The organism is Burkholderia sp. BCC0397 (genome assembly GCF_902832865.1).
In the GTDB taxonomy this organism is placed as follows: Bacteria; Pseudomonadota; Gammaproteobacteria; order Burkholderiales; family Burkholderiaceae; genus Burkholderia.
On record NZ_CADFDL010000014.1, the window covers coordinates 14081 to 34786 of the forward strand.

The window sequence follows — 20706 nt, forward strand, 5'->3', positions numbered from 1 at the left end:
ATCAAGCAGGAACCCATATGAGCGACATTCTCGACCGAATCATCGCCGTCAAGCGCGAAGAAATCGCGGCGGCCATGCGCAGCACGCCGCTCGAGGCACTGAAACTGGAAGCCTCCGCGCGCGACCTGCGCGACTTCGTCGGCGCGCTGCGGACGAAGCACGCGGCCGGCAACGCCGCCGTGATCGCCGAAATCAAGAAGGCCAGCCCGTCGAAAGGCGTGCTGCGCGAGCATTTCGTGCCGGCCGACATCGCGCGCTCGTATGCGGCGCACGGCGCCGCGTGCCTGTCGGTGCTGACCGACGAGCAGTTCTTCCAGGGCGGCGTCCGCTACCTCGAGGAAGCGCGCGCGGCCTGCACGCTGCCGGTGCTGCGCAAGGACTTCATCGTCGACGCGTACCAGATCGTCGAAGCCCGCGCGATGGGCGCCGACGCGATCCTGCTGATCGCCGCCGCGCTCGACACGCCGCTGATGCAGGATCTGGAAGCCTATGCGCATTCGCTCGGCCTCGCGGTGCTGGTCGAAGTGCACGACCGCAACGAGATGGAACAGGCGCTGACGCTGAAGACACCGCTGCTCGGCATCAACAACCGCAACCTGCGCACGTTCGAGACGTCGATCCAGACCACGCTCGACATGCTCGACATGATTCCGGCGGACCGCATCGTCGTGACCGAATCGGGCATCCTGTCGCGCATCGACGTCGACACGATGCGCGCGGCGAACGTGAACACGTTCCTCGTCGGCGAGGCGTTCATGCGCGCCGACCAGCCGGGCGAGGAACTCGCACGGATGTTCTTCTGATGGCGATCGAAAAGGAAATCAAGCTCGCGCTGCCGGCCGGTCAAGCCGATGCCGCGCGCCGCTTCTTCGAGACGCTGACCGGCGAACCCGGTCACGCCATCACGCTCGCGAACGTCTATTACGACACGCCCGATCTCGCGCTGGCGCGCTCGAAGAGCGCGGTGCGCGTGCGCCGCACGCCGGACGGCTGGCTGCAGACGTTCAAGACGGTCGGCAGCGCGGAAGGCGGCCTGCATCGCCGTCACGAATGGGAGCTGCCGGTCGCGGGCGACGCGCTCGAAATCGACGCGCTGGTCGCGGCCTGCGACGTGCCGGAAGCCGCCGCGGCGCTGAATGACGCGGCCGGCGCGCTGCATGCGCTGTTCCGCACGGATTTTTCGCGTACCCTGTGGCGCATCGCAATCGGCGGCGCAACCGTCGAGGCCGCGGTGGACCTCGGCGAGATCGTCGTCCAGGCGGAACACGAAACGCGCCGCGAACCGATCAGCGAAATCGAACTCGAACTGATCGACGGCCCGGAAACGGCGCTCGCGACGCTCGCCGCCGAACTGCAGCAGGCGCTGCCGGGCCTCGTTCCCGAAAACATCAGCAAGGCGCAGCGCGGCTACCGGCTGCGCGCGCAATAAACACGCATCACGCATGGCAACCCGCAAGACTTCCCGCGCGCCGCAACAGGCGTCTCTGTTCGACGATCCCGTGCCGGAAACGGCACCGGCCGATATTCCGTCCGCGGCTCGGCGCAAATCCGCGAAGAAGGCGGCCGCACCGGCGCCCGCGCCAGCCCCGACCGCCGCGCCACCACTGCCCGTTGTCGCCGACGTGCCGCACCTCGCCGCACAATTCGACGCGCTGCCGGCCGTCTGGCGCGACGTGCTGAAACCGTTCACCGACAGCGACGCGTACGCGCCGCTGTGCCGCTTCGTCGATGAAGAGCGTGCCGCCGGCAAGACGGTCTACCCGACCGACGTGTTCCGCGCGCTGCGCCTGACGAGCCCGGACGACGTGAAGGTCGTGATCCTCGGCCAGGATCCGTACCACGGCGACGACCGCGGCACGCCGCAGGCGCACGGCCTCGCGTTCTCGGTGCCACCGGCCGTCCGCACGCCGCCGTCGCTGCGCAACATCTTCAAGGAAATCGCCGCGAACTTCGGTCACGACGCACCGCGTCACGGCTGCCTCGACACATGGGCGCGCCAGGGCGTGCTGTTGCTCAACACCGTGCTGACGGTCGAGCGCGGCGCGGCCGCGAGCCACGCGAAGCGCGGCTGGGAGCAATGCACGGACACGCTGATCCGCGAGCTCGCCGGCCGCCATCGGGGGCTCGTATTCATGCTGTGGGGCGCGCACGCGCAGGCCAAGCGCGCGCTGTTCGACGCGAACGCGCATTGCGTGCTCGAAGCGCCGCATCCGTCGCCGCTGTCCGCGCACCGCGGCTTCCTCGGCTGCCGCCATTTCACGCTCGCGAACGACTATCTGGTCGACGCGGGCCACGCACCGATCGACTGGCGCCTGCCGGACGTGGCCGAAACGCTCGCGTAACGGCCTCGGCGGCCGGTTCGCCGGCCGAATGCAAAAACGCCGCGTCCCTTTCGGGGCGCGGCGTTTTTTTATCGGGCGACGCAGCGGGTGCGTCGCACCCGCATCGACCTGACGCGTTACGCGGCGGCGATCGCTTCGCGTGCGCTGGCCAGCGCGGCGCTCTGCGCATCCGGGCCGAGGTTCAGGCCTTCCGCGAAGATGAAGCTCACGTCGGTCATGCCGACGAAGCCGAGGAACGTGCGCAGGTACGGCGTCTGGCTGTCGTTCGGCGTACCGGCATACTTGCCGCCGCGCGCCGTCACCACGTGAACCTTCTTGCCCTTGATCAGGCCTTCCGGACCGTTCTCGGTGTAGCGGAACGTGACGCCTGCGCGGGCGATCCAGTCGAAGTACGTCTTCAGTTGCGACGAGATGCCGAAGTTGTACATCGGGGCGCCGATCACGATGATGTCGGCAGCCTGCAGCTCGGCGATCAGCGCATCGCTCTTCGCGACGATCGCATTCTGTTCCGCGGTGCGCTTGTCGGCCGGCGTGAAGAACGCGCCGAGCACCGATTCGTCGAGGTGCGGCAGCGCATCGGCCAGCAGGTCGCGGACCACGACGTTCGCGCCGGGGTTCGATTGTTGCAGCTTTGCCGTCAGTTCGTTGGCCAGCAGCGTGGATTGCGCACCTTGCGAACGCGCGGCGGAATTGATTTGCAGAATGGTCGTCATGTCAGGCTCCGGTAGGGTTGCGCTTCGGTAGCGCGAGTGACGCCATTGTGCGTGGCCGCATGACCGCGAAAAAGCGGGTTCAGGGCGACGGATTGTTGCAGCAGCAGAACAATCCCCGATCGCGCCCCGATACCCGCTTGCGTCCGTTCACCCCTTCAGCCAGGCTTCGCGGGCCTTCGTGGCCGCAGCCGGCTTCGCGGCCGCCGTCAGCCGGTAGCGGGTAACTTCCGGGCCGTCGAGCTTCAGTTTCGCGGCGCGCAGCTCGTCGCGGCGGAATGCGTGAACCTCGACCTTGTCGCCCGGCCGGTAGCGTGCGAGCAGCGCGTCGAGGTTCGTGCCCGTCACGCGCAACCCGTCCACCGCGATCAGCGTGTCGCCGGCCGACAACCCCGCGCGATGCGCGGCGCCGCCTTCGTAGACCGCCGCCAACGTGCAGTCCGCGCCGCCGCGCAAGCGCGCGCCGATCGTCGGCTTCGCGGCCGCGCCGAGCGCGAGGTCGGGGGCCAGCGTCACGCCGAACGGCGCGAGCAGGTCGCCGAGCGGCAGGTCGCGCGTGCCGTGCACGGCATCGGCGAACAGGCGGCCGAGCGCGACGCCCGTCGCCTCTTCGATCAGCGTCTCGACTTCGTTTTCTTCCACACCCGCCTGCTTGCCGCGATAGAAGTCGCGACCGTAGCGTTGCCACAGCAGGCGCATCACGTCGTCGAGCGACTTTCGGTTGCGCGTCTGCGCGCGGATCGCGAGATCGAACGCGAGCGCCACGAGCGAGCCCTTCGTGTAATAGCTGACGATCGCGTTGGTCGCGTTCTCGTCCTGGCGGTAGTACTTGATCCACGCGTCGAACGAGCTTTCCGCGACGCTCTGCTTGAGCCGGCCCGTGCCGCGCAGCACGCCGCCGACCGTGCGGCCGAGCGCCGCGAGATATTCGTCCTGCGACATCAGCCCGCTGCGGACCAGCATCAGGTCGTCGTAATACGACGTGAAGCCCTCGAACAGCCACAGCAGCGACGTGTAGTTCTCGCGCGTGAGGTCGTACGGCACGAATGCCGCCGGCTTGATGCGCTTCACGTTCCACGTGTGGAAATACTCGTGGCTGCAGAGGCCGAGATACGTGCGATAGCCTTCCGTCGTTTCCGGCCGCCCCTTCACCGGCAGGTCGGTACGGTTGCAGATCAGCGCGGTCGACGCGCGATGCTCGAGGCCGCCGTAGCCGTCGCTGACCGCGAGCGTCATGAACACGTAGCGGTCCATCGGCGCCTTCTTCGACTTCGGCTCGAACAGCGCGATCTGTGCTTCGCACACGCGCTTCAGATCGGTACGCAGCCGCTCCAGGTCGAGCTGCGCCACGCGCCCGGCGATCACGATGTCGTGCGGCACGCCGTGCGCGTCGAACGTCGCGAGCGCGAATTCGCCGATCGTCACCGGATGGTCGGACAGCTCGTCGTAATTCGCCGCGCGATACGTGCCGAAACCGTAGCGCTTCGTCCCGCCTGCTTCGGGCAGCGCGGTGCCGACACGCCACGTGCGGAACGCCGCGCCGGCCGGTTTGGCGATGTCGACTTCACACGGCGCGCCTTCGCGACCGGCGACGCTCAGGAACACGGCCGTCGCGTTGAAGAAGCCGCCCGAATCGTCGAGATACGCGGAGCGCACCGACAGGTCCCATGCATAGACGTCGTAACGCAGCGTCAGCGCGCCGGTCACGGGCGCGGCCTGCCACGTGTGCTTGTCGGTCTTCGCGATGCGCACCTTGCGGCCCGCGTCGTTGAACGCGCGCAGCGTCACGATGTTGCGCGCGAACTCGCGCACGAGATAGCTGCCCGGAATCCACACCGGCAGCGAGAAACGCTGGCCTTCGGGATCGGGATCGGCAACCGTCACCGTCACTTCGAACAGGTGCGCGGCGAGATCTTTCGGGGCAATCGAATAGCGGATCGGCTGGGTCATCGTGGCAATCGGTCGGTCGAATACGGCGGCGAAAACGAAGAGAGGCGCCGGCAGATCATGCGGGCGCCCCTCGCTGGCCGGGCCATGCGCCCGGCGTGCAGTCGGTTACTTGCTCGAGGCGAGCGCCTGGTTGAGCTGATCGGCCGATACCGCGCCCGGCAGGCGACGGCCGTCCGGCAAAAAGATCGTCGGCGTGCCCGTGACGTTCATCCCGCGGCCAAGCGCGAGGTTCTTGTCGAGCGCGCTGGTGTCGCAGGTACCGGCGCCGGACGGCGCGCGGTGGTCGAGCATCCAGCTTTCCCACGTCTTCGCGCGGTCGGTCGCGCACCAGATCGCCTTCGACTTCGCGGTCGAATCCGGCGACAGCACCGGGTACAGGAACGTGTAGACGGTCACGTTGTCGATCGACTGCAGCGTCGTCTCGAGCTTCTTGCAGTACGGGCAGTTCGGATCGGAGAACACCGCGATCTTGCGGGCGCCGCTGCCCTTGACGACCTTGATCGCATTCGCGAACGGCAGGCTCGCGAAGTCGATCTTGTTGATTTCGGACAGGCGGGCGTCGGTCAGGTTCTTGTGCGTCTTGGTGTCGACGAGATCGCCGAGCAGCACGTAGTCGCCCGCCGCGTCGCTATAGATGATCTGCGAGCCGAGGTTCACTTCGTAAAGGCCTGCAACCGGCGATTTCGACACGCTCTTGATCGGCGCGTCGTTGCCGAGACGGGCTTGCAGCGTGGCCTTCAGCTTGTCGGTGGTCTGGTCGGCCTGCGCGGTGCAGCCAAGCGTCGCCATCGTGACGGCCAGCGCCAACGATGCGATGCGGATCGTTTTTTTCATCGAAATCTTCCTTCAGCTCAATCGGAGTGCACGGCACAGTGTACGCCGTAACGGAACCGTCTCCGACCGGCGCAGCGGCAGAAGGTTCGCTCAGCCGAGCGCGGCCGACACGAGCCAGCGCTTCACCAGCGGCTGCGCGCCGACGAACGCCATGCCCGCATTACGCACCGCCTTCGCGAGCGAGCCCGGCACCGCGAACAGCCGCTGCAGGCCGTCGGTCGCGACCATCAGCGCGCGGATGTCCTCGCGGCGCGAACGCTCGTAGCGGCGCAGCAGCACCGTATCGCCGAGATTGCGGAAGCTTTCCTTGCCCGCGATCGCGTCGGCGAGCGCGGCAACGTCGCGCAGCCCGAGATTCATGCCCTGCCCCGCGAGCGGGTGGATCAGGTGCGCGGCATCGCCGACCAGCGCGACGCGCGGCGCGATCAGCTTGTCGACCGTCTGCAGCGCCAGCGGGAAGCCGGCGGCCGGCGTCACGCATTCGAGCGTGCCGACCTGGCCGTGCGACACGCGCTCGACCTCGGCCGCGAGCTGCGCCGGATCGAGTGCGAGCAGCTCGTCCGCATGCGCGGTGTGCGCGGACCACACGAGCGACACGTGGCCGTCCGGCAGCGGCAGCAGCGCGACGATCTCGCCTTCGTGGAACCATTGCCAGGCCGTCTCGCGGTGCGGCAGCGATGCCTTGAAGTTCGCGACGACGCCGGTCTGCCGGTAGTCGCGCCGTTCTACCCTGGCCCCCATTTGGGAACGCACCCACGAATGCGCGCCGTCGGCGCCGACGACAAGATCCGCTTCGAGCACCTGCCCTGACGACAGCGTGAGCACGGCTGCGTCGGCGCGCACGTCGAAACCCTGCGCACGCGCGTCGAACCACGTGAGGTTCGGCTGGAACCGCAGCGCGGCGTCGAGCGACGCTTCGACCAACGACGATTCGGCGATCCATGCGAGCTGCGGCACGGACGCCTGATAGGCGGAGAAATGCAGTTCGGCATGCGCATCGCCATACACGCGCATGTCGTACACCGGCGCGAGCCGGCTGTGGTCGAGCGCCTGCCAGACCCGCAGCCGTTCGAGCAACGCCTGCGAACTGGACGACAGCGCATAGACGCGCGTGTCGAACGCGAGATCCGCGGGGCGCGGCGTGGCCGGCTGGGCGAGCAGGGCTGTCTTGTAGCCGGACTGGGTCAGCGCGAGCGCGGCCGTCTTGCCGACGAGCCCGCCGCCGACCACGGCGACGTCGAAGGTGTGGTGGGCAGTCATGGCGGGCATTATAGCCGCGGGGCCAAACCCTTACGCGGCCGGACTTTGCGGGAAATCAGCAGAATCGCAGGCCGGTGCGCCAGCGCGGCGGCCCGCCGCATCGGCCGTTCGGCGCCAAGCCCGGAATCCGGGGCGTCGGCACGGTACAATAGCGCCTTTGACCGTCGGCCCGCCGCGCTCCACGCGCCGGCCGCCCTTTTTTCCCGCGCCGCCGTGCCCTGTCCGGCCGCGCCGCCTCACCCGTCCGAAGGATTCCATGAGTCTCAAATGCGGCATCGTCGGCTTGCCCAACGTCGGCAAGTCCACCCTGTTCAATGCGCTGACCAAGGCCGGCATCGCCGCCGAGAACTACCCGTTCTGCACGATCGAGCCGAACGTCGGCATCGTCGAAGTGCCCGACACGCGCCTGAAGGCGCTCGCCGAAATCATCAGCCCCGAGCGCGTCGTGCCGGCCGTCGTCGAGTTCGTCGACATCGCAGGCCTGGTCGCGGGCGCGAGCAAGGGTGAAGGCCTCGGCAACCAGTTCCTCGCGAACATCCGCGAAACCGACGCGATCACGCACGTCGTGCGCTGCTTCGAGGACGACAACGTCATTCACGTCGCCGGCAAGGTCAGCCCGATCGACGACATCGAAGTGATCAATACCGAACTCGCGCTCGCCGACCTCGGCACCATCGAGAAGGCGCTCACGCGCTATTCGAAGGCCGCGAAGTCGGGCAATGACAAGGAAGCGGCGAAGCTCGTCGCGGTGCTCGAAAAGGTGCGCGCGCAGCTCGACCAGGGCAAGGCCGTGCGCGGCCTCGCGCTGTCGGACGACGAGGAAGCGCTGATCAAGCCGTTCTGCCTGATCACCGCGAAGCCGGCGATGTACGTCGCCAACGTGAAGGACGACGGCTTCGAGGACAACCCGCACCTCGAGGCGGTGCGCAAGTACGCGGAAAGCGAAAACGCGCCGGTGGTCGCCGTATGCGCGGCGATCGAGGCGGAAATCGCCGATCTCGACGACGCGGACAAGGAAGCATTCCTCGCCGACATGGGCATGGAAGAGCCGGGCCTCGACCGCGTGATCCGCGCGGGCTTCAAGCTGCTGGGCCTGCAGACCTACTTCACCGCGGGCGTGAAGGAAGTGCGCGCATGGACGATTCACATCGGCGACACGGCGCCGCAAGCGGCCGGCGTGATCCACACCGACTTCGAGCGCGGCTTCATCCGCGCGCAGACGATCGCGTTCGACGACTTCGTCGCGTACAAGGGCGAGCAAGGCGCGAAGGAAGCCGGCAAGATGCGCGCGGAAGGGAAGGAATATGTCGTGCACGACGGGGATGTGATGAACTTCCTGTTCAACGTTTGAGCGTTGCTGCCGCACCGACCGTAAAAAAGCCCGCTGAATGCGGGCTTTTTCTTTTGATGCTTGGCGACGCATTGCATCGCTGCGATCCGAACATTCAACCTCGCACGCCTCTGATGAGCTCCGGCCACAGCGACGAATGGGCGCGGCGGAACATGCCGACGTGACCGATTGCGCGGCCATCGCAGTTTTCCGGGCTGATGAAATGGACCGTGCTTTCGGCTCGCGGCAACCACCGCAGCCAGTCTTCGATATTGGCCGGTGTCGCGAGCGGGTCGTCGGTTGCAGCGACCACCGTGACGGGAGCGGAGAATTCACTGTAGTAGTGACGCGCAACGCCGATCCCGAACTCATTGGCCATGTAGCCGGGGCGGCGACACCATCGAGCCCACTGAAGCCCGACCCGCGCCGGCAGATCGTCGCCCCATCCCAGTACCCTGGCAGGCACATAGCCGAACAGGCGCGCGCTAACGGGTACGTAAAGATTTGCCAGCAACGATGCGGCCATTCGCATCGGCCACCGGATGTTGTCGACGTATCCCGATGACGCGGAAATCGCGCAAACCGAGCGAATCGATGCATGGTTCGGCATCAGACCGACCAGTTGCGCACCCGCGCTGTGCCCGATCAGGTGCGCGTCGTTCGCGCCGGTTTCACGGAGAAGCCAGTCGAGTGCGGCGGGCATGTCAAGCTGCCCCCAGTCCTGTTTGCGCGCGACCGATCGGCGGACGTGGCCCTCCTCGCGCGAGGCACCGATGCCGCGGTAATCGAATACGAAGGTCGGATGACCGTCGTCGCGCAACCAATCCGCAAATGCGAAATAGAACGATTGACGCAGTCCTGTCGCCGGGCAGATGAGCACCGGGGAGCCAGCACCGGTGGCCGTCGGGAAATAGGATCCCTGTAGCGAGTATCCATCCCGCGCGCGAAATGCGACGCTTACCCGGGAGGCCGGTTGCATCGTCATCGCCCGGGTTTCAATGCCGTAGACCACGGTGACATTGCGAATACGCATCGGCAGTTGCGAGATCGCGAACGCAGCGGGCTTTTCTCATTTCGGACTGGTTCATGAAGGTTTGCGGGAAGCGCCAGCGGACAATCTTTTCGCCATTTCCTTCGTTGCCTCCGTTGCACAGATCGCTTGTGCCGCAGGTCGCATCGAACCGTCGCCCCATGCGCTACGCGTCGATTTTTCGCACGATGTGTCGCGCGCTTTCTTCCACTTTGCCATCTGCGCGTCGAGCGCCGCCTTGCGCCGCGGCTGCTCGCTCACTTGTTTGTCGACGATCCGCTGCAATTCCCGCTCGGCGACGAGCTGATCGCGCCACGCGCAAAAATTCATGCTCGTCTGGCTCGAGTCGCAGTCCTTGAGCAGTGCATTGACCTCGCTTGCCGGCAAACCGCTGCGCACCGCTATCTCGTCCGCTGCCGTCGGGCCGGCAAATGCATGCGTCGACGCCAGCACGAGCAAACCGATCATGGCCGTTCTCACTGTGCCCTCTGTCGTGGCTGGAACGGCGCCGATTCAAGTCGACGCCGGTTGACAAGCCCGTTCGAACGAACGGGCGCCAGACGATGCCCGTTCTCGTCTCGCGGATGGATCCAGACGCGCTGATTCATGTGCGACACGACGCCCGCGTCGTCGCTCTGATTCGCTGAACGGAACGCGGCCAGCGCACCTGTGTTGCCGGTATTGTATGCATAGCTGACGAGCTCATCGAATTGCAATTGTGTCAATTGCCGGCCCGATACATGCCGTCGCACGGCGGCTTCTGCCCGACGGACCCGGACCGCGAGTTGCGCATTCACTTGCGTCGTCGTAACCGGCGTGCGCAATTCTTCCGGGGTGCACGGCCAGGTGTGAGCAAGCGTCCCGATACCATAGGTACAGTTGTTCGCCTGATCGTTGTAGTAAGCCATGACCGCGCTTTCCCGCCTCCGCAGCTCAGCCCAACCTGCGTCGCTCAATCTCAAGCTCTCGTTCGCCATTTGCCCCACCCGGCACGACCGCTTACGCGAGTCGACCTCATCATTCACTTCGGTTCTCGAAGCGATCAATGTATGGCGTTGCCGTTGGCGATGAAATCGGACGAGTTCGATTTCTTGCCCTTAAATTTCGGCGCTATCTCGCCGACTCCCGCCGCGACATCAGCCCATCGCAAAAAGACAAATGGCCCGACCGGCAAACGCCGCTCGGGCCATTTTCACGACCGGGACTTCGCGCCCCGCCGCTACTTCACTTCATCACGTCGCCGACACCCGCCGCCCCGCGTTCGCCTGCGCATCGCGCCCACGCTTGTTCAGCCACGACGCGAGCAGCACGATCAACGCCAGCACGGCCGTCGCGCCGACCTCCATCCGGTGCTCCTCGCTGACGAACATCACGGTCAGCGTGCCGCAGATGAACAGGATCACGGCCCACGTGAGCCACGGGAACAGCCACATCCGCAGCGTCAGGTCGGCGCCGCCCGATTCGAGCGTCTTGCGCATCCGCAGTTGCGAGATCGCGATCACGAGATATACGAGCAGCGCGATCGCGCCCGACGTCGCCAGCAGGAAGCCGAACACCTGCTCCGGCATCAGGTAGTTCGCGATCACCGTCACGAAGCCGAACGCGGTCGACGCCAGCACGGCCGCGCGCGGCGTGCCGGTCGAATCGGTGCGATGCAGGAAGGCCGGCGCGTCCTTGCGCCTGGACAGCGAGAACAGCATCCGCGACGCCGTGTACAGCGCCGAATTCAGGCAGCTCGCGACCGACACGAGCACGATCACGTCGATGATCGCCTTCGCGTTCGGCACGCCGATCAATTCCATCGCGCGCTGATACGAGCCGTGCTTCGGCAGCAGCGGGTCGTTCCACGGCACGATGGCCGCGACGACGAGGATCGAGCCGAGATAGAACAGCGTGATACGCCAGATGACCGAGTTCGTCGCGCGCACGATCTGGCGTTGCGGGTTGTCCGATTCGGCGGCCGCGATCGTCACGATCTCGGTGCCGAGGAACGAGAACATCGTCGTCAGCATCGCCGCGAGCACCGCGCTCGCGCCGTGCGGCATGAAGCCGTCATGCACGAACAGGTTCGACACGCCCGACACGGCCGGCGCAGGAATGATGCCGACGATCGCCGCGCCGCCGATGCACAGGAACACGACGATCGCGACGACCTTGATCAGCGCGAACCAGAATTCGAATTCGCCGTAGTTCTTGACGGAAAAGAGGTTGGTGATGGTGAGCAGCAGCGTGATGCCGAGCGCGAAGATCCACGTGGCGATGCCCGGGAACCACGCATTGAGGATGGTCGCGGCGGCGGTCGCCTCGATCGGGATCACCAGCACCCAGAACCACCAGTACAGCCAGCCGATCGTGAAACCGGCCCAGTGGCCGATCGCGCGATCGGCATAAGTCGAGAACGACCCGCTGTCCGGATGCGCGACGGCCATTTCGCCGAGCATGCGCATCACCAGCACGACCAGCACGCCCGCGATCGCATACGCGAGTATCGATGCCGGCCCGGCTTCCGCGATCGCGTGGCCGGAGCCGACGAACAAGCCCGCGCCGATGACGCCGGCAATCGACATCATCGTTACGTGACGCTGCTTCAGGCCGGTGCCGAGTCCTGTGTTGCTTCCACTCATCTGTCTCTCTCCAATAAACGGTTCCGGTACGACCGGTGTCGCGTGAAGGCGGCGCGGGGAGTTGTCGTTGTTGAATCCGGCTGCGACCGCGCGTGCGTCGCACGCGGGCATGAGGCCGGACGGGGCCGTTCCGGTCGGGTCGTCCGCGCAGTCTGCGAAGCTGCGGGTGCGATGCGGCGCACCGGGCGCCGGCGCATCGCGTACGCCCGTTCCGTCGGCTGTCGTCAGCCGCCTTCGAAGCGAAGGAGTGTAAGCATCAAACGGTTCTTCACTAAGAACCAATTGAAGAATTTCGATGGAACCACTCGTTGCATCGATACGAACCGATGCAACGCTTGATCCGGTTCGGCGGCGGCTCGCGCGCAGCGCGTGCCGTTCAGTTCGCGTCGCGGGCGGCTTCGTCCCGCCACTTCGCCGGCACGAGTGCGTGCCATTCTCGCAGCAGCAGGTTTTTCACGGCGTCGGGACGCGCGGCCGACAGGCGCACCAGCACGATCGGCCAGCCGACATAGTGATCGGTCACGTAATACACGTCGGGCGCCGATTCGATCAGCCATGCGCGCTCGTCGGGGCCGACGCCCTTCACGACGAGCGTGTCGCCGTCCTCGCGCAGCCGCGCGAGCAGTTTGCCCTTCACCTTGAGCGCGGGCGTGCCGTACGACGTGCCTTCCTCGACGCCGCGCCACGCCAGGGCGATCTGCCGGACTTCGTCGAATGTCACGATGCCTCCCCGACCATGCGTCGATGGTTGACGGTGCGGCCACCCTACCGGAAACCGCGCGAACCGCCCAGCGGGTGGCGTTATCCGCCGGCCGCGCGCGCGGCGGCCGGCGCACGTCCGGTGGTCGCGACGATCGCGAACGCGATCGCATTCGCGGCGGCGCTCGCGAGGATCGGCACGAGATAGCCGCCGCCCGCGTCGTAGATGAAGCCGGCGGCGGCCGGCCCGATCAGCGTGCCGAACGCGACGCTCGTGTACAGGATGCCGATGATCGCGCTCACGTTGCGCCCGCCGAAATAGTCCATCACGACCGCCGGCAGCACGGCGACCCAGCCGCCGTAGAACACGCCGAACACGAGCGCGAACGCCGCCAGTGTCGCGACGGTGCCGGCGCCCGCCCACGCGACCAGCGCGACGGCCATGCCGGCGAACATCGCGAGCAGCGACGCGCGGCGGCCGAAGCGGTCGGCGAGGCCGCCGAGGAAGAAGCGGCCGGCCGTGCTGCCCACGCCGATCGCCCCGAGCAGCAGCACGGCCGTCGACGGCGCGACGCCGTGATCGAGCGCGTACGGCACGAGGTGAACGAACGGGACGAACACACCGAACGAGCAGACGAGGCAGGCCGCGTAGAGGCTCGCGAACGGCCGCGACGTGACGGCGTCGCGCACCGTCGCGCCGGCATGCACGTTCGCGCCTGCCGCGCCGGTCAATGCGGCAGCGGCATGCCGGCTCCCGTCGCCGGGTGCATCGTCGTCCGGCAGCAATCCGCGCCTGCGCGGGTCGTTCTCGATCAGCAGCGACATGCCGGCGCCCAGCACGATCGCGAGCGCGGCCAGCGTGAAATACGCGCCGCGCCAGCCGACCTGCGCAATCAGCACGGATGCGAGCGGCGGCATCACCAGCGTGCCGACGCCGATCCCCGCGACCGCGAGCCCCGACGCGAACCCGCGCCGGCGCACGAACCAGCGCTGCACCGCGCCGACGGCCGGCACGTACGCACAGCCGACGCCGAACCCGACACCGAGCCCGTACGCGACATAGACCTGCAGCAGCGTATGGGCCACGCCGGCGGCCGCGAGCCCCGCGCCGGTCAGCAGCATCCCGACGACGGCGAGCCGCCGCGAGCCGAAACGATCGGCCAGCGGCCCGCTGACGACGCCGAAGCCGAAGTACAGGAAGCCGGCGAGCGAGAACACGAGCGAGATCTGGCCGCGCGACGCGGCGAAATCCCGCTGCAGCGACTCGACGAACGCGCTGAACGTATACGCGCTGCCGAACCCGACGAACGTGACGGCGAACGCGGCCGCCACCACGTACCAGCCATAGAAAAGGCGCGACGCGCCCGGGCGGTTCATGACGATGCTCCTTTCGGGTTCCACCGGCTGCCGGGCGGCGTCCGGATTGCCCCGTGGATATAGTTGAACTATGTTGATCGCATCGGCCGCCGACAGGCAGCCGCGAAACATGCGATCTGATGTATCGACGGTACTCGCGCGTACGCGTCGCCTCAAACGATATTTCGTCGACCTTTCGCTTTAGAAAAACTGAATGAATCGTTCCCGCCTGCCGCCGCTCAACGCCCTGCGCGCCTTCGAAGCCGCCGCCCGCCACCTGTCGGTGAAGTCGGCGGCCGAGGAGCTGTCGGTCACGCCCGGCGCGGTGAGCCAGATGATCCGCACGCTCGAGACGCATCTCGGCGTGCAGCTGTTCGAGCGCGTGAACCGCGGCATCCTGCTGACGGCCGCCGGCCGCGACTACCTGCCGCCCGTGCGCAACGCGTTCCGGCAGATCGCCGATGCGTCGCAGCGCGTGTCGGGCGCCGCCGACAGCGGCGTGCTGACGGTGAGCGTCACGCCGTTCTTCGCGTCCGCGTGGCTCGTCCCGCGCCTCGCGCAGTTCCGGCAGGCGTGCCCCGACGTCGACCTGCAGGTCGTCACGAGCCACGCACTCGCGGATTTCGCGCGCGACGGCGTCGACGTCGCGATCCGCCACGGCCTCGGGCGTTACGTCGGGCTGTGCAGCGAACGGCTACTGACGGTCGAAATCGTCGCGCTCGCGTCGCCCGAACTCGTCGCGCGGCTCGGCATGCCGGCGACGCCGGCCGCGCTCGTCGGCTGGCCGCAGTTGCACGACGCCGAACGCAAGGGCTGGCACATCTGGTTCGGCGCGCAGCGGATCGACGATTTCGGCCCGCCGCGCGGCCCCGCGTTCGACGACTCGGGCCTGCTGCTGCAGGCGATCGTCGCCGGCCAGGGCGCCGGGTTGCTGCCGGCCGCGATGGTGCGCGGCGAGCTGGCGAGCGGCCGGCTCGTGCAGCTTGCCGACGTCGCATGGCTCGACGATTTCGCGTACTACCTCGTCTATCCGCCGCATCACGCGGAACGGCCGAAGGTTGCCGCGTTCCGCCGGTGGATTCTCGACGCCGCGCAGGCCGACGGCGCGGCGTCGATGTCCGGCGCGGCGTAGCGTCGTTCGGGTGCACGGCGCCGATCCGCTAACATGCGGCGCGGGCGATCGGCCCGACGTCGATAACAACGAACAGAACGAGAGAGACCATGCGTGCCCTGCTCCGCCGCGCGACCCATGTCGCGACCCTGTCCGCCGCGCTCTTCGTCGCGGGCGCCGCGTTATCCCCTGCCGCGCATGCCTATCGCGCGTCACCCGGCTACGGCAACGAAGCCGATCTCGACCGTCACGACACGTATCGCAACCGCGACGGGGAAACCGTGCATGCGCCCGCGCATTCGAAATCGGGCCGCGTGCCGGACGGCGCGAGCGCGCGTTGCCGCGACGGCACGTACAGCTTCAGCCGCCACCGGCGCGGCACGTGCTCGGGGCACGGCGGCGTCGCCGCGTGGCTGTGAGCGCGGGTCGGCCGAATGGCCTGCGCCGCGCCAGCGGCAGCCGGCGGCGAAGTACAATACGCGCTCGCACCGCCGCGCCCCGCGCGGCACGCTCCGTACCGAATCACCCGACGCCGCCACGCCCGCGCGCGCTGCGCGGCAGTCTCAACCACTTCTGACTTTCACACCAAATGGCCCAATACGTTTTCACGATGAACCGGGTCGGCAAGATCGTGCCGCCCAAGCGCCAGATCCTGAAGGACATCTCGCTGTCGTTCTTTCCCGGCGCGAAGATCGGCGTGCTCGGCCTGAACGGCTCGGGCAAGTCGACGCTGATCCGCATCATGGCGGGCATCGACAAGGACATCGAGGGCGAAGCCACGCCGATGCCGAACCTGAACATCGGCTACCTGCCGCAGGAACCGCAGCTCGACCCGACGAAGACCGTGCGCGAAGCCGTCGAGGACGGCCTCGGCGACCTGTTTCAGGCGAACAAGAAGCTTGAAGAAATCTACGCGGCCTACGCGGAGCCGGACGCCGATTTCGACGCGCTCGCGGCCGAGCAGGCGAAATACGAGGCGATCCTCGCGTCGAGCGACGGCGGCAGCCCCGAGCAGCAGCTCGAAGTGGCCGCCGACGCGCTGCGCCTGCCGGCGTGGGACGCGAAGATCGAGCACCTGTCGGGCGGCGAAAAGCGCCGCGTCGCACTGTGCAAGCTGCTGCTCGAGAAGCCCGACATGCTGCTGCTCGACGAACCGACCAACCACCTCGACGCCGAATCGGTCGACTGGCTCGAGCAGTTCCTGGTGCGCTTCCCGGGCACCGTCGTCGCCGTCACGCACGATCGCTACTTCCTCGACAACGCGGCCGAGTGGATTCTCGAACTCGACCGCGGCCACGGCATTCCGTGGAAGGGCAACTACAGCAGCTGGCTCGACCAGAAGGAAGAGCGCCTGAAGCAGGAAGAAGCGTCGGAATCGGCGCGCCAGAAGGCGATCAAGAAGGAACTGGAGTGGGTGCGCCAGAACCCGAAGGGCCGCCAGGCGAAGTCGAAGGCGCGTATCGCGCGCTTCGAGGAGCTGAGCAGCCAGGAATACCAGAAGCGCAACGAAACGCAGGAAATCTTCATTCCGGCCGGCGAACGCCTCGGCAACGAAGTGATCGAGTTCAAGAACGTCAGCAAGGCGTTCGGCGATCGCCTGCTGATCGACAACCTGAGCCTGAAGATCCCGGCCGGCGCGATCGTCGGCATCATCGGCCCGAACGGCGCCGGCAAGTCGACGCTGTTCAAGATGCTGACCGGCAAGGAACAACCGGATTCGGGCGAAGTCGTGATGGGCCCGACGGTGAAGCTCGCGTACGTCGACCAGAGCCGCGACGCGCTCGACGGTTCGAAGACGGTGTTCGAGGAAATCTCGGGCGGCGCCGACGTGCTGACGGTCGGCAAGTACGAAACGCCGTCGCGCGCGTACATCGGCCGCTTCAACTTCAAGGGCGGCGACCAGCAGAAGATCGTCGGCAACCTGTCCGGCGGCGAACGCGGCCGCCTGCATCTCGCGAAGACGCTGATCTCGGGCGGCAACGTGCTGCTGCTGGACGAACCGTCGAACGACCTCGACGTCGAAACGCTGCGTGCGCTGGAAGACGCGCTGCTCGAATTCGCGGGCTCGGTAATGGTGATCTCGCACGATCGCTGGTTCCTCGACCGGATCGCGACGCACATCCTCGCGTTCGAAGGCGATTCGCAGGTCACGTTCTTCGACGGCAACTACCAGGAGTACGAAGCCGACAAGCGTGCGCGCCTCGGCGAGGAAGCCGCGAAGCCGAAGCGTCTGCGCTACAAGCCGATCAGCCGCTGAGCGGCGCGGCCCGGGCGCCCGGCACCGCGATCGCGCGGGGCCGGATGCCGAAGGTGGCCGCATCCGGAACGGCACAACGAAGAAGCGGGCTCATGGCCCGCTTTTTTTATCCGCCTGGCGCTCGCCCGCCTTTATGCGAGCGCGCCCAGCTCGCGCAGCCGCCCCTCGGTCGCCGCCGCGCTCGTATGATGAATGCCGTGCCAGCCGAGCGCCGTCGCGGCCGCGGCGTTCTTCGCGTTGTCGTCGATGAACACGAGCTCGTGCGCCGCGATGCCGGGCAGATGCGGATCGATCCGCGCATGCATCTCGCGGTAGATCGCCGGATCGGGTTTCACGAGCTTCACACGGCCCGACACGACGATGTCCTTGAACCGGCGCAGCACCGGGAAGTTGTCCCATGCATACGGAAACGTCTGCGCGGACCAGTTCGTCAGCCCGAACAGCGGCATCCCCTGCGCGTCCAGCCGGTCGACGAGCGCCGCGCCCTCTTCGAGCACGCCGCCGATCATCTCGTGCCAGCGCGCGTAGAACGCGCGGATCAGCGCTTCGTGCTCCGGAAACTTCGCGACGAGTTCGGCCGTGCCTTCCTCGATCGTCTGCCCGCCGTCCTGGCGGACCACCCAGTCCATCGCGCACACGTGCGTGAGGAACCAGCGGCGCTCGGCGGCGTCGGGAATCAGTTCACGGTAAAGGTACTCGGGGCTCCAGTCGATCAGCACGCCGCCGAAATCGAACACCACTGCCTTGATCGTCATGCGAACTCCGTGGCGAGCACGTCCGCGAGCGGGCGCGGCGTCACCGCGTTACCCGACAGCGAATTGTTGTTCCAGATGAAGTGATGATGCGCGACGATCTGCGCCGCCGACAGGTGGGCGCGCTCGTTCGTCGTGTGCAGGTCGGACACGACAGTCGTCCGGTAGCCGAGCAGCGCGGCACGGCGCGCGGCCGAATCGACGCAGAACTCGGTCGCATAGCCGCAGATCAGCACGGAACGGATGCCGTGGCGATCGAGCTGCGCCGCGAGCGGCGTGTCGTGGAACGCGTCGCTCGCCTGCTTGCGCACGCGCCAGTCGTCGCGACCGACGACCAGCCCCGCATGCAGTTCCCAGCCCGGTGTGCCCGGCACGATGTCGTCGTCCGCGTCGCCGTCGTGCTGCACGAAGCACACCGGCGCGTTCGCCGCGCGCGCCGCCGCCGTCAACCGGTTGATGCCCGACACCACGTCGTCGAGCCGGTATGCGGGCTGCGCCCGCTCCACCAGCCCGCGCTGCATGTCGACCACGATCACCGCAGTGTCCGCCATTGCTTGCCCTCGCTGTTATTGTCCGGTCGTCGTGAGATCGCTATCCGGCCGCTATCCGATCGTTGCCGCGCGTTGCGTCAGATCGGCTGCGTGCGCGCGTCGAGCCACGCCTTCGCGTCGCCGCTCACATGCCGGCCGACGCGCTCGCGCACCGTCGCGTGATACGTGTTCAGCCACGCGCGCTCTTCGTCGTGCAGCATCTCGATCAGCACGCAGCGCGTGTCGATCGGGCACAGCGTCAGCGTCTCGAACGCGAGGAAATCGCCGAATTCCGTCTGCCCGGCCGCACGGTTCACGACCAGGTTCTCGATCCGGATGCCCCACTGGCCCGGACGGTACACGCCCGGCTCGATCGACGTGATCATGCCCTCTTCCATCGCCGTGTGCGGCTCGGCCGGCGCGTAGTGCGAGATGACCTGCGGACCTTCGTGTACGTTCAGGAAGTAACCGACGCCATGCCCGGTGCCGTGGCCGTAGTCGAGCCCGGCCGCCCACATCGGCGCACGCGCGATCGCGTCGAGCATCGGCGAGCGAATGCCGCGCGGGAAGCGGGCGCGCGACAGCGCCATCATCGATTTCAGCACGAGCGTGAAATCGCGCCGCTGCAGGTCGCTGACGGTGCCGACCGGCACGACGCGCGTGATGTCGGTCGTGCCCGTCATGTACTGGCCGCCCGAATCGATCAGCAGCAGGCCGTCGCCGGCGATCGTCGCGTGCGACTCGCGCGTCGCGTGGTAGTGCGGCATCGCGCCGTTCGCGTTGAAGCCGGCGATCGTCGCGAAGCTCGCCGACACATAGCCGGGGCGGCGGGCGCGCGCGGCCGTGAGCTTCTCCTCGATCGTCAGCTCGGTGATCGTCTCGCGATTGACGGCCTGTTCGAACCACGCGAAGAATTCCGCGAGCGCGGCGCCGTCGTGCTCCATCGTCACGCGCACGTGCTCGATCTCGGAGGAGGTCTTGCGCGACTTCGCGAACGTCGACGGATTCACGGCCTCGACGAGCTTCACGCCGGCCGGCACGGCCTCGAGCGTGCCGAACGTCACGCGGCGCGGGTCGATCAGCAGCGTCGCGCCGTCGGGCAGCGCCGCGAGCGACGCACGCGCGGCGTCATAGGCGCGGACGTCGACGCCATCCCGCGCGAGCGACGCGGCCAGCGCCGGCGGCACCTTGCCGTCGGCGACGAACAGCGTCGCGCGATCGGCGCCGATCATTGCGTGCGCAACGAACACCGGATTGAAGTTGACGTCGGCGCCGCGCAGGTTGAACAGCCATGCGAGATCATCGAGCGTCGATACGAAATGCCATTGCGCGCCCTGCGCGTGCATCGCGCGGCGCACGTCGGCGAGCTTGCTTGCGCGCGTCGTGTCGGCCTGCGGCGCCACGTGTTCGAACACCACGTCGCCGGGCAGCCCCGGCCGCTCGGGCCAGATCGCGTCGAGCAGGTCGACGTCGGTACGCAGCGCGATGCCGCGCGCGCTCAGCGCGGCCGTCAGCCCGCGCGCGGCCGCGACGCCGAGCACGGCGCCGTCGACCCCGACCGTCGCGCCGGCCGCCACGTTCTGCGCGAGCCAGTCGACGTGCGGTACGCTCTGCTGCCCGCCCGTCATCTTCATCAGTTGCACGCCCGTGCCCGCCAGTTCGGCATCGGCCTGCACCCAGTAGCGGCTGTCGACCCACAGCCCCGCGAAATCCGCAGTCACGACCAGCGTGCCGACCGAGCCCGTGAAACCGGACAGCCAGCGGCGCGCCTGCCAGCGCTCGGGCAGGTATTCGGACAGATGGGGATCGGCGGACGGCACGAGATAGGCGGCCAGGTTCTCGCGGGCCATGGCGCCGCGCAGCATCGCGAGACGGGCCGGCACCGGCGAGACTTCGGGGAGACGGGCATTCATGATTTCAC

Annotated in this window: 20 protein-coding genes; 7 read left to right on the top strand and 13 right to left on the bottom strand. The window is 67.5% G+C overall.

Annotation, left to right across the window (positions count from 1 at the left end; all coding sequences use genetic code 11):
- The first annotated feature begins 17 nt into the window (after nt 1-17).
- Genes trpC through HWX03_RS29870 form a run of 3 tightly spaced genes read left to right on the top strand, consistent with a single transcriptional unit; the run spans nt 18 to nt 2342 of the window.
- Nucleotides 18-803, top strand: a complete 786-nt coding sequence (gene trpC, locus HWX03_RS29860) for an indole-3-glycerol phosphate synthase TrpC (RefSeq protein WP_174434749.1) — start codon at nt 18-20, stop codon at nt 801-803.
- Entirely contained in the window at nt 803-1429 is a 627-nt protein-coding gene (locus tag HWX03_RS29865) for a CYTH domain-containing protein (protein ID WP_175824032.1), read from the top strand. Before trpC ends, HWX03_RS29865 begins: the two co-directional genes overlap by 1 nt.
- 13 nt (nt 1430-1442) lie before the next feature.
- Nucleotides 1443-2342, top strand: coding sequence for a uracil-DNA glycosylase (locus HWX03_RS29870; RefSeq protein WP_175873757.1), 900 nt, complete (start codon nt 1443-1445; stop codon nt 2340-2342).
- Nucleotides 2343-2458: 116 nt separating this feature from the next.
- Here the strand turns inward: HWX03_RS29870 and HWX03_RS29875 are convergent, their stop codons facing one another.
- The 4 genes from HWX03_RS29875 to HWX03_RS29890 all read right to left on the bottom strand — a co-directional run bounded on the left by HWX03_RS29875 (nt 2459) and on the right by HWX03_RS29890 (nt 7105).
- Nucleotides 2459-3055, bottom strand: coding sequence for an NAD(P)H-dependent oxidoreductase (locus tag HWX03_RS29875; protein WP_027783430.1), 597 nt, complete (start codon nt 3053-3055; stop codon nt 2459-2461).
- Nucleotides 3056-3202: 147 nt separating this feature from the next.
- Entirely contained in the window at nt 3203-5002 is a 1800-nt protein-coding gene (locus HWX03_RS29880) for a PDZ domain-containing protein (protein WP_175873758.1), read from the bottom strand.
- Between the two features lie 105 nt (nt 5003-5107).
- Nucleotides 5108-5836, bottom strand: coding sequence for a DsbC family protein (locus HWX03_RS29885; RefSeq protein ID WP_175824028.1), 729 nt, complete (start codon nt 5834-5836; stop codon nt 5108-5110).
- Nucleotides 5837-5926: 90 nt separating this feature from the next.
- A complete protein-coding gene (locus HWX03_RS29890; protein ID WP_174433942.1) occupies nt 5927-7105 on the bottom strand; it encodes a UbiH/UbiF family hydroxylase in 1179 nt (392 codons plus the stop codon).
- A 247-nt stretch (nt 7106-7352) separates the two neighbouring features.
- Between HWX03_RS29890 and ychF the strand changes: the two genes are divergently transcribed.
- On the top strand, nt 7353-8447 hold the full coding sequence (ychF, locus tag HWX03_RS29895) for a redox-regulated ATPase YchF (RefSeq protein WP_175873759.1): 1095 nt from the start codon (nt 7353-7355) through the stop codon (nt 8445-8447).
- Nucleotides 8448-8541: 94 nt separating this feature from the next.
- Here the strand turns inward: ychF and HWX03_RS29900 are convergent, their stop codons facing one another.
- From HWX03_RS29900 to HWX03_RS29925, 6 genes are all read right to left on the bottom strand, one after another.
- Nucleotides 8542-9459: an alpha/beta fold hydrolase gene (locus HWX03_RS29900; RefSeq protein ID WP_244132820.1), complete on the bottom strand. Its 918-nt coding sequence runs from the start codon at nt 9457-9459 to the stop codon at nt 8542-8544.
- A 51-nt stretch (nt 9460-9510) separates the two neighbouring features.
- Complete coding sequence (locus tag HWX03_RS29905; RefSeq protein ID WP_175873760.1) at nt 9511-9924, bottom strand: lysozyme inhibitor LprI family protein; 414 nt, start codon at nt 9922-9924, stop codon at nt 9511-9513.
- An 8-nt stretch (nt 9925-9932) separates the two neighbouring features.
- Complete coding sequence (locus HWX03_RS29910) at nt 9933-10433, bottom strand: glycoside hydrolase family protein (RefSeq protein ID WP_175873761.1); 501 nt, start codon at nt 10431-10433, stop codon at nt 9933-9935.
- 255 nt (nt 10434-10688) lie between these two features.
- Nucleotides 10689-12080 (bottom strand): GABA permease, encoded by a 1392-nt coding sequence (gene gabP / locus HWX03_RS29915; protein WP_174389477.1) that lies wholly within the window; start codon nt 12078-12080, stop codon nt 10689-10691.
- A 376-nt stretch (nt 12081-12456) separates the two neighbouring features.
- Complete coding sequence (locus tag HWX03_RS29920) at nt 12457-12801, bottom strand: MmcQ/YjbR family DNA-binding protein (protein WP_105132664.1); 345 nt, start codon at nt 12799-12801, stop codon at nt 12457-12459.
- Between the two features lie 80 nt (nt 12802-12881).
- Complete coding sequence (locus HWX03_RS29925) at nt 12882-14156, bottom strand: MFS transporter (RefSeq protein WP_175873762.1); 1275 nt, start codon at nt 14154-14156, stop codon at nt 12882-12884.
- A 193-nt stretch (nt 14157-14349) separates the two neighbouring features.
- On the opposite strand from HWX03_RS29925, the gene gcvA reads away from it, so the two are divergent.
- From gcvA to ettA, 3 genes are all read left to right on the top strand, one after another.
- The gene (gcvA, locus tag HWX03_RS29930; RefSeq protein ID WP_174433949.1) at nt 14350-15267 is read left to right on the top strand and encodes a transcriptional regulator GcvA; all 918 of its coding nucleotides are present in this window, start codon (nt 14350-14352) and stop codon (nt 15265-15267) included.
- An 89-nt stretch (nt 15268-15356) separates the two neighbouring features.
- Nucleotides 15357-15665 carry a DUF3761 domain-containing protein gene (locus tag HWX03_RS29935; protein ID WP_174433950.1) on the top strand — a complete coding sequence of 103 codons (309 nt, stop codon included), beginning with the start codon at nt 15357-15359 and terminating at the stop codon, nt 15663-15665.
- A 170-nt stretch (nt 15666-15835) separates the two neighbouring features.
- Nucleotides 15836-17503 carry an energy-dependent translational throttle protein EttA gene (ettA, locus tag HWX03_RS29940; protein ID WP_175873763.1) on the top strand — a complete coding sequence of 556 codons (1668 nt, stop codon included), beginning with the start codon at nt 15836-15838 and terminating at the stop codon, nt 17501-17503.
- A gap of 131 nt (nt 17504-17634) precedes the next feature.
- Here the strand turns inward: ettA and HWX03_RS29945 are convergent, their stop codons facing one another.
- The 3 genes from HWX03_RS29945 to HWX03_RS29955 all read right to left on the bottom strand — a co-directional run bounded on the left by HWX03_RS29945 (nt 17635) and on the right by HWX03_RS29955 (nt 20698).
- Entirely contained in the window at nt 17635-18258 is a 624-nt protein-coding gene (locus HWX03_RS29945; RefSeq protein ID WP_175873764.1) for an HAD-IA family hydrolase, read from the bottom strand.
- Complete coding sequence (locus HWX03_RS29950; protein WP_124468680.1) at nt 18255-18806, bottom strand: cysteine hydrolase family protein; 552 nt, start codon at nt 18804-18806, stop codon at nt 18255-18257. The genes HWX03_RS29945 and HWX03_RS29950 overlap by 4 nt, the downstream gene beginning before the upstream one ends.
- A 77-nt stretch (nt 18807-18883) precedes the next feature.
- Entirely contained in the window at nt 18884-20698 is a 1815-nt protein-coding gene (locus HWX03_RS29955) for an aminopeptidase P family protein (protein WP_175873765.1), read from the bottom strand.
- Nucleotides 20699-20706 lie beyond the last annotated feature (8 nt).

Excerpts from the sequence above, each read along its gene's own strand:
- trpC (WP_174434749.1), top strand. The coding sequence starts at position 18 with ATGAGCGACATTCTCGACCGAATCATCGCCGTCAAGCGCGAAGAAATC.
- HWX03_RS29865 (WP_175824032.1), top strand. The coding sequence starts at position 803 with ATGGCGATCGAAAAGGAAATCAAGCTCGCGCTGCCGGCCGGTCAAGCC.
- HWX03_RS29870 (WP_175873757.1), top strand. The coding sequence starts at position 1,443 with ATGGCAACCCGCAAGACTTCCCGCGCGCCGCAACAGGCGTCTCTGTTC.
- HWX03_RS29875 (WP_027783430.1), bottom strand. The coding sequence starts at position 3,055 with ATGACGACCATTCTGCAAATCAATTCCGCCGCGCGTTCGCAAGGTGCG.
- HWX03_RS29880 (WP_175873758.1), bottom strand. The coding sequence starts at position 5,002 with ATGACCCAGCCGATCCGCTATTCGATTGCCCCGAAAGATCTCGCCGCG.
- HWX03_RS29885 (WP_175824028.1), bottom strand. The coding sequence starts at position 5,836 with ATGAAAAAAACGATCCGCATCGCATCGTTGGCGCTGGCCGTCACGATG.
- HWX03_RS29890 (WP_174433942.1), bottom strand. The coding sequence starts at position 7,105 with ATGCCCGCCATGACTGCCCACCACACCTTCGACGTCGCCGTGGTCGGC.
- ychF (WP_175873759.1), top strand. The coding sequence starts at position 7,353 with ATGAGTCTCAAATGCGGCATCGTCGGCTTGCCCAACGTCGGCAAGTCC.
- HWX03_RS29900 (WP_244132820.1), bottom strand. The coding sequence starts at position 9,459 with ATGCGTATTCGCAATGTCACCGTGGTCTACGGCATTGAAACCCGGGCG.
- HWX03_RS29905 (WP_175873760.1), bottom strand. The coding sequence starts at position 9,924 with ATGATCGGTTTGCTCGTGCTGGCGTCGACGCATGCATTTGCCGGCCCG.
- HWX03_RS29910 (WP_175873761.1), bottom strand. The coding sequence starts at position 10,433 with ATGGCGAACGAGAGCTTGAGATTGAGCGACGCAGGTTGGGCTGAGCTG.
- gabP (WP_174389477.1), bottom strand. The coding sequence starts at position 12,080 with ATGAGTGGAAGCAACACAGGACTCGGCACCGGCCTGAAGCAGCGTCAC.
- HWX03_RS29925 (WP_175873762.1), bottom strand. The coding sequence starts at position 14,156 with ATGAACCGCCCGGGCGCGTCGCGCCTTTTCTATGGCTGGTACGTGGTG.
- gcvA (WP_174433949.1), top strand. The coding sequence starts at position 14,350 with ATGAATCGTTCCCGCCTGCCGCCGCTCAACGCCCTGCGCGCCTTCGAA.
- HWX03_RS29935 (WP_174433950.1), top strand. The coding sequence starts at position 15,357 with ATGCGTGCCCTGCTCCGCCGCGCGACCCATGTCGCGACCCTGTCCGCC.
- ettA (WP_175873763.1), top strand. The coding sequence starts at position 15,836 with ATGGCCCAATACGTTTTCACGATGAACCGGGTCGGCAAGATCGTGCCG.
- HWX03_RS29945 (WP_175873764.1), bottom strand. The coding sequence starts at position 18,258 with ATGACGATCAAGGCAGTGGTGTTCGATTTCGGCGGCGTGCTGATCGAC.
- HWX03_RS29950 (WP_124468680.1), bottom strand. The coding sequence starts at position 18,806 with ATGGCGGACACTGCGGTGATCGTGGTCGACATGCAGCGCGGGCTGGTG.
- HWX03_RS29955 (WP_175873765.1), bottom strand. The coding sequence starts at position 20,698 with ATGAATGCCCGTCTCCCCGAAGTCTCGCCGGTGCCGGCCCGTCTCGCG.